8 protein-coding genes are annotated in these 5,426 nt (G+C 70.5%); 2 read left to right on the forward strand and 6 right to left on the reverse strand.

Annotated elements, in window-relative coordinates:
* The 5 genes from VFR64_21390 to VFR64_21410 all read right to left on the reverse strand — a co-directional run.
* Positions 1 to 272 (reverse strand): DUF3500 domain-containing protein (locus VFR64_21390; protein HET9492288.1); only part of this gene is annotated, 272 nt, incomplete at its 3' end.
* A 30-nt stretch (positions 273 to 302) separates the two neighbouring features.
* Positions 303 to 1,358, reverse strand: a complete 1,056-nt coding sequence (locus tag VFR64_21395; protein ID HET9492289.1) for a tartrate dehydrogenase — start codon at positions 1,356 to 1,358, stop codon at positions 303 to 305.
* On the reverse strand, positions 1,355 to 2,341 hold the full coding sequence (locus tag VFR64_21400; GenBank protein ID HET9492290.1) for an NADPH:quinone reductase: 987 nt from the start codon (positions 2,339 to 2,341) through the stop codon (positions 1,355 to 1,357). The genes VFR64_21395 and VFR64_21400 overlap by 4 nt, the downstream gene beginning before the upstream one ends.
* Positions 2,342 to 2,604: 263 nt before the next feature.
* Complete coding sequence (locus VFR64_21405; GenBank protein ID HET9492291.1) at positions 2,605 to 2,952, reverse strand: RidA family protein; 348 nt, start codon at positions 2,950 to 2,952, stop codon at positions 2,605 to 2,607.
* 25 nt (positions 2,953 to 2,977) lie between these two features.
* A complete protein-coding gene (locus tag VFR64_21410; protein ID HET9492292.1) occupies positions 2,978 to 3,727 on the reverse strand; it encodes a 3-oxoacyl-ACP reductase family protein in 750 nt (249 codons plus the stop codon).
* Between the two features lie 92 nt (positions 3,728 to 3,819).
* Here VFR64_21410 and VFR64_21415 point away from each other — a divergent pair, with 92 nt between their 5' ends.
* Positions 3,820 to 4,614 (forward strand): SDR family oxidoreductase, encoded by a 795-nt coding sequence (locus VFR64_21415; GenBank protein HET9492293.1) that lies wholly within the window; start codon positions 3,820 to 3,822, stop codon positions 4,612 to 4,614.
* A gap of 56 nt (positions 4,615 to 4,670) precedes the next feature.
* A complete protein-coding gene (locus VFR64_21420; GenBank protein ID HET9492294.1) occupies positions 4,671 to 5,075 on the forward strand; it encodes a Rid family detoxifying hydrolase in 405 nt (134 codons plus the stop codon).
* Here the strand turns inward: VFR64_21420 and VFR64_21425 are convergent.
* On the reverse strand, positions 5,072 to 5,426 hold a 355-nt coding region (locus VFR64_21425), incomplete at its 5' end, for an MFS transporter (GenBank protein ID HET9492295.1). The genes VFR64_21420 and VFR64_21425 overlap by 4 nt on opposite strands.

Below are 5,426 nucleotides of genomic sequence, written 5' to 3' on the forward strand. Positions count from 1 at the left end.
CTGGCGCGCGCCGGCGCCGGCATGTCCTTGACGGGAAGGCCCTTGCGGCGACGCGGGACGTAGTGCCAGTTGACCCGCTCGGCGTCGTCGAACGCGAATGCCGCGCGCCGACGCTGCCCGGCGTCGAGCGTGGCCAGGAACGCGGTGGCCGCTCGCGCCATGGACTGCCGGGCCGCATCGTCGGCGCGGACGAGCGTGGGGCGGAACCCGTGGAGCAGCGCGGTCGTGGCGGCGCCCTGGAGAAACCATCGGCGGCCGCCGGCGTGGCTCATGATCGGGCGCTCACATCAACCCGCAGGCGATCAGAGCAGGGCGGCGATGGCCGCGCCGGCCTCCTGCGTCGTGGCCTTGCCCCCCAGGTCGCGCGTCACCGCGCGGCCTTCCTCGACGATCCGCTCGATGGCGCCCACGATGGCCGCGGCGGCGTCGGCGTGTCCCAGGTGCTCCAGGAGCAGGGCGCCCGTCCAGATCTGGGCCACGGGGTTGGCGATACCCTTGCCGGCGATGTCGGGCGCCGAGCCTTGTACCGGCTCGAACATGGACGGGTACTGCTTGTCGGGGTTGATGTTCCCGCCCGCGGCGATGCCGATCGATCCGGCGATGGCCGGGCCCAGGTCGGACAGGATGTCCCCGAACAGGTTGGAGGCCACCACGACGTCGAACCAGTCGGGGTGCTGGACGAAGTGAGCGGTGAGGATGTCGATGTGGTACTGGGCCGTCTTCACGTCAGGGTACTGGGCGGCCATGGCGGCGAACCGCTCGTCCCAGAACGGCATGGAATGGATGATACCGTTCGACTTGGTCGCCGAGGTGACGTGCCGGCGGCGCTGGCGGGCCCGCTCGAACGCGTAGCGCATGATGCGATCGCAGCCCCGCCGGGTGAAGACGGCCTGCTGCACGGCCAGCTCCTCGGCGCTGTCCTTGTACAGGCGGCCGCCGATCTCCGAGTACTCCCCCTCGTTGTTCTCCCGGATGATCAGCATGTCGATGTCGGCCGGCCCGCGATCGCGCAGGGGCGAGCGCACGCCCCGGAGCAGGCGCACGGGGCGGAGATTCACGTACTGATGGAACCCGCGGCGAATGGGGATGAGCAGCCCCCACAGCGAGACGTGGTCCGGCACCCCCGGCCAGCCCACTGCGCCCAGATAGATGGCCTCGAAGGCGCGCAGCTGATCCAGGCCGTCGTCCGGCATCATCTGCCCGGTCTTGGCGTACCGCTCGCAGCTCCAGTCGAACAGCGTCCACTCCAGCTCGAAGCCGAAGCGGCGGCCGGCCGCCTCGAGGGCGCGCATGCCCTCGGGCAGGACCTCTCGGCCGATGCCGTCGCCGGGGATGACCGCGATGCGGTGTTTCATCAGTCCTTGGCGACGTCGACCACGATGTTGCCCGTGATTTTGCCGCTCTCCTGGGCCTGGTGGGCCTCCACGATGCGCTCCAGCGGAAAGCGCGCGCCGATCACGTGGATCAACCGGCCCGCCTCGACCAGGTGCGCGATGTCGCGGGCGGCCTCGTCCTTGGCGCGCTCGGGCATGGTGTACAGCAGCACCGGGCGGACCGTGGCGTTCCTGGCCATCAGCGCATAGAACGGGAGCTTGGGCTCCGGCTCGCCCATCGACGCATAGGTGGCGATGGTGCCGTTGGTCTTGATGACCTTCACGCTGGCCGGCAGGTTGGCGCCGAAGTCGACGTCGACGATGCGATCGACGCCGGCCCCGCCGGTGAGCGCCAGGATCTCGGCGGCGACGTCAGACGTCCGGTAGTTCACCGTGTGGTCGGCGCCGGCAGCGGCGGCCAGGGCCGCCTTCTCGGGCGAGCTCACGGTGGCGATGACCCGGGCGCCCGCCCACTTGGCGAGCTGGACGGCGTAGTTGCCGACGGCCCCGGCCCCGCCGGTCACCAGCACCGTCTGGCCGTCCAGCGGGCCGTCGGCGAAGAGGCAGCGGTGCGCGGTCACCGCCGGGATACCCAGGCAGGCCCCTTCGGCGAAGCTCGTGTTCGCGGGCAGCGTCACAGCCAGGCGCGCCGGGACGACGGTGAACTCCGCGGCCGTGCCCCAGGCCCGCTGCCACTGCACGATGTAGAGCCACACGCGCTCGCCCACCCGCGAGGCCGGGACGCCGGGCCCGACCTTGTCGATCACCCCAGCACCGTCCTGGTGCGGCACCACGCGGGGGTGGCCCATCGGTCGAGATCCGGCTCGCGCCTTGACGTCGGTGGGATTCAGGCCGGAGGCGACGATGCGCACGCGCACCTCGCCGGGGCCGGGCTCGGGAACCGGCAGCTCGCCGACCCTGAGCACTTCCGCCGCTGGCCCGTTACGCTCGTACCAGGCTGCCCGCATCACACCACCCTCCTTGTCGCGGCGATACATACCGCCGTCCCCGGGCGCGGTCAACCCGGGCTAGAATGGCGGCTATGATACGCACGGGGGCGCTGGCCCTCGCTCTGCTGGGCCTGCTCGCCCTCGCGGCGTGCGCGACCTCGACCCCGAATTCTCGACCGCCATCGGATCAGCGGGTGCGTTGTCTCAGCGATCCTAACGAGAAGGACACGCGCCCTCTCTTCTTTTTCTTCTGCGTCCAGGGCTGACGACGGCGCCCGGCCTCAGAGGGCGGCGACGACGACGATCTCGACCAGATACTTGGGCGAGGCCAGCCGCGCCTCGACCGTGGCGCGGGCCGGCGGGTTTGCCGGATCGACCCATGTTTCCCACGCCGCGTTCATTTCGTCGTAGTACGCCATGCTGGCCACGTAGACGGTCGCCGACAGGAGCTTGGACTTGTGGCTGCCCGCGGCAGCCAGCAGCGCGTCGATCTTCTTGAGGATCTGCTCGGTCTGGCCTTTGGCCGACGCGGCCGGCTCGGCGGACACCTGACCGGCCACGTAGACCGTTTCGCCGTGGACGACGGCCTGGCTCAGGCGGGGACCGGGATTCAGACGTTTGATGGTCATCGAAGCTCCTTTCTCAGAGCCGCTGCTACACCATGATGTCGCCGCCATTGGGGCACAGTGTCTGGCCGGCGTAGTAGCTGGAGTCGTCGCAGGCCAGGAACACCGCCGTGGGCGCGACCTCGTCAGGCTGCCCGAGCCGGCGCAGCGCGAAGATGGCGGTCTTCTCCCGGCGGAAATCGTCGGTGACGGGCCCGATCAGGTCCGTCTCGATGGGGCCGGGGGCGATCGCGTTGACATGGATACCGCGCGGCCCCACTTCCCGGGCCAGCGCTCGCGTGAGCCCGATCACCCCCGCCTTGGCCGCCGCGTAGTGGGTGTGATTGGGCATGCCCTTCTGGCCGAGCTGCGAGGTGATGTTGATGATCCGGCCGCGCCCGCGGGCGAGCATCGCCGGCAGGACGGCCCGCGTGCAGAGGAAGACCGAGCGCAGGTTGGTCGCCAGCATCTCGTCCCAGACCTCCTCCATCATCTGATCCAGCGGCACGGCATTGAGGATGCCGGCATTGTTCACGAGGATGTCGATGGGGCCGAAAGCGGCGACGGTGCGGTCGACCAGCGTGCGGACGGCCGGCGCCTGGGCGACGTCGGCCTGCAGGGCAATCGCTTTGCTCCCGGCGGCTTCGATCGCCGCCACCACCGCGAGGGCCTGGACCTCGCTGCGACGGTAGTTGACGGCCACCCTGGCGCCTTCCCGGCCGAAGGCGACGGCGATAGCGGCGCCGATCCCGCGGCTCGCTCCCGTCACCAGCGCGACTCGCCCGTCGAGCTTGCCCATGAAGTGGCGGGCATCATACCGCCGTTCGGGTCGGGCGACCAAGCCGTCGGGCGGCGCCTGCCGTACAATCGACGCGGGTCAGGGGGGCCAGCATGGATCTGGGAATCCAGGGCCGGGCAGCGATCGTCACCGGCGGCAGCCGCGGGATCGGGCGGGAGACCGCCCGGGTCCTGCTGGAGGCCGGCGTGCGCGTCGCCATCTGCGCGCGAAGCCGCCCGGCTCTGGAGCAGGCGCGGGAGGAGCTGCAGGCCAAGGCGGGCGGTGAGGTGCAGGCCGTGGTCGCCGACATGGCCGTTCAGGCCGACGTCGAGCGGCTCGTGGGCGAAGCCACGGCGCGCTGGGGCGGCGTGGACATCCTGGTCAACAACGCGGGGACGATGTACTCGGGCCGCTTCGAGGCGCTCACTCACGCCGGCCTGCAGGCCCAGCTCGACACCAAGCTGTTCGGGTTCATGCGGACCATCCGCCTGGTGCTGCCGGGGATGCGGGCTCGCCGCTGGGGCCGGATCGTGAACGTCATCGGGGGCGCCGGCAAGGAGCCCGATCCCTACATGCTGGGCAGCGGCATGACCAACAGCGCGCTGCTCAACCTCACCAAGGCCCTGTCCACCGAAGTCGGTGTCGACAACGTACTCGTCAACGCGGTCTGTCCGGGCTGGGTCGACACCGGTCTGTGGCGGCGGAATGCCGCGGGGCTCGCCAGCGAGCTCGGGGTCGGCTCCGAAGAGGAGGCCCGCCGGCTGGCCGCCGGCAAGAACGCGCTGGGGCGGTTCGGCCAACCGGCCGAGCTGGCGAACGCGATCGCGTTCCTGTGCTCCGAGCGGGCCAGCTTCATCACCGGCGTCTCCGTGAACGTCGATGGGGGACGCCTCAGGAGCTTGTGGTGATACCAGAGAGGCGTGAGACCAGAACGCGGCGATCGAATGTGCGTGAGGGGAGCGGGATGCGCAGACAGGTTGTCCACACACCGAAGGTGCCGCCGGCCCGGGTTCCGCTGTCCCAAGCCATCAGGGTCGGCGAGTGGGTGTTCGCGTCGGGGCAGCTCGGGACCGACGTGAAGACCGGCAAGCTCGTCGAGGGTGGGATCGCGGCCGAGACGCGCCAGGTCTGCGAGAATCTGAAATCCGTGCTGGAGGCGGCCGAGTCGTCGCTCGACCGGGTGGTGAAGGTTACCATCTACATGGCCGATCTCAGCGAGCTGATGGCCATGAACAACGTCTTCAGTCAGTACTTCGCCGTCGATCCGCCGGCCCGGACGACCTTTCAGTGCGCGGGCCTCGTGGGCGGCGCGCGCGTGGAGATCGAGGCCATCGCCACGGTGGAGTCTCGCGGCACGGGGGCGGACTAGCGCGGCGGATTCGTCCGGACGCTGCGGGCCTCCCGGGCCAACAACCCGGCGGCGCTGGCCAGGACGGCGGCCGTGCCGATGGCGAGCGAGAGGTGAATGCCGATCACCGCGCCCAGCATCCCGACCGTCACCCCGCTGCCCGCCCGCAGGCCGAGCACCGCGGTATTGAAGAGCCCCACGATGCGGCCGCGCGCGCCCGGCGGGGCCAGCATCTGCACCAGCGTCTGGGCCATCGCCGAAAAGGCGATGTTGAACACGCCGGCCAGCGTGAGCAGACCCACGGCCACGCCGTAGTTGCGGGCCGACGCGAACAGCCCCAGCGTCACGGCCCAGGCCGCCGCGTACATGATG

The organism is Candidatus Methylomirabilota bacterium (assembly GCA_035709005.1).
Classification (GTDB): domain Bacteria; phylum Methylomirabilota; class Methylomirabilia; order Rokubacteriales; family CSP1-6; genus 40CM-4-69-5.

Excerpts from the sequence above, each read along its gene's own strand:
- VFR64_21400 (HET9492290.1), bottom strand. The coding sequence starts at position 2,341 with ATGCGGGCAGCCTGGTACGAGCGTAACGGGCCAGCGGCGGAAGTGCTC.
- VFR64_21405 (HET9492291.1), bottom strand. The coding sequence starts at position 2,952 with ATGACCATCAAACGTCTGAATCCCGGTCCCCGCCTGAGCCAGGCCGTC.
- VFR64_21410 (HET9492292.1), bottom strand. The coding sequence starts at position 3,727 with ATGGGCAAGCTCGACGGGCGAGTCGCGCTGGTGACGGGAGCGAGCCGC.
- VFR64_21415 (HET9492293.1), top strand. The coding sequence starts at position 3,820 with ATGGATCTGGGAATCCAGGGCCGGGCAGCGATCGTCACCGGCGGCAGC.
- VFR64_21420 (HET9492294.1), top strand. The coding sequence starts at position 4,671 with ATGCGCAGACAGGTTGTCCACACACCGAAGGTGCCGCCGGCCCGGGTT.